The sequence below is a fragment of the Streptomyces sp. DH41 genome (assembly GCF_029813785.1).
Lineage (GTDB): Bacteria > Actinomycetota > Actinomycetes > Streptomycetales > Streptomycetaceae > Streptomyces.
Window position 1 is genome coordinate 1 of record NZ_JARVKY010000062.1, and the last position, 1,095, is coordinate 1,095.

Annotated in this window: 2 protein-coding genes; both read right to left on the bottom strand. The window is 71.1% G+C overall.

The window, feature by feature from the left end:
• Nucleotides 1-694 (bottom strand): SGNH/GDSL hydrolase family protein (locus tag QC283_RS39375; protein ID WP_279566602.1); only part of this gene is annotated, 694 nt, incomplete at its 3' end.
• A partial coding sequence (locus QC283_RS39380; protein ID WP_279566603.1) for a cupin domain-containing protein occupies nt 691-1,095 on the bottom strand: 405 nt, incomplete at its 5' end. The genes QC283_RS39375 and QC283_RS39380, both read right to left, overlap by 4 nt.

The following is a 1,095-nucleotide window of genomic DNA, read 5'->3' on the forward strand; positions in this document are numbered from 1 at the left end:
TGTCGATGACCTCGGCGACAAGGGCGGCGCCGCGGCTGTTCTGGTGGATGTGGTCGGTCGTGAGCACGAGACCTCGGCGCCGCGAGATCGTGTCGAGGCTGTGGCGCAGCAAGGCGCGCCGGACGAGGACGCTGACGCTCGCTGCGGGTGTCGGGTCTCGGTAGGGGATCGGCGGCGGGTCCGCCTGGCGTAGTTCCTCGGTCTGGCGTTCGTGGAGCGGGAGGTAGGTCGCCTTGTTGGTGGTGGCGACCTCGGCGATCATGCGGCTGTACGCCTGTGATGCCCGCGCCGCGGGTCCGTCGAGTTGTTGGCCGAGGACCGGGAGGGACAGCAGAGCGATCGTCGCGTCGGTCTGTGTTCGCAGCCGTTCGACGACGGCTCCCAGGCACTGCTGGAACCAGTCGGCCGACGGGCGCTCGGGGAGTTGTTTGCGCTTCATGGCCCGCTCGACGGGGTAGCTGGCGAGGCTCGCTCGGGCGTCGTTGGTCCCGATCAGCACGGTGATCACGTCGGGTGGGTCCGCGACGACGGCATCGAGGCGCCGTGAGCGGTTGTGCGCGAAGTCGCCGTTGACGCCGAAGCGGGCGAGCCGTATGTCGCCGGGAGGTCGGCGTCGTTCGAGAAGGTCCAGGTAGTCGACGCTGAGTTGCGCGCGGGTGAGGCTGTCGCCGAGGCACGCGACACGGGTCGTCACGGTGTTCGCGGGCCGGACGTGCCGGCGTGCTCGGTCGGGCGGGCTTCGGTCCGGGGACGGTGGTCGGTGCCGAGGCCGGCGGTGATGGTCAGGATGGACGCCGGTCCCGCCATGTCGACCGCGTGCCATGTCCCGGCCGGGTTGACGGTGGCCTCGCCCGGCCCGAGCACAACCCGGTCGGACACTCCGTCCACATCGCGGGTGACCGTCACCGACCCGCTGAGGCAGACGACCAGTTCGTCGCCGGCGGGGTGGCGCTCCCAATGGTCGCCGGGGCCGTCGCCGTCGAAGATCGTCACCATCCGGCCCTCGGCGCCGTCCGCCGCGACCGCGGCGCTGTAGGCATGGAGCACCTCAGGGTCCCAGGCGAAGCCCTCGACGGGTTTCGCTCTCGACCCCAG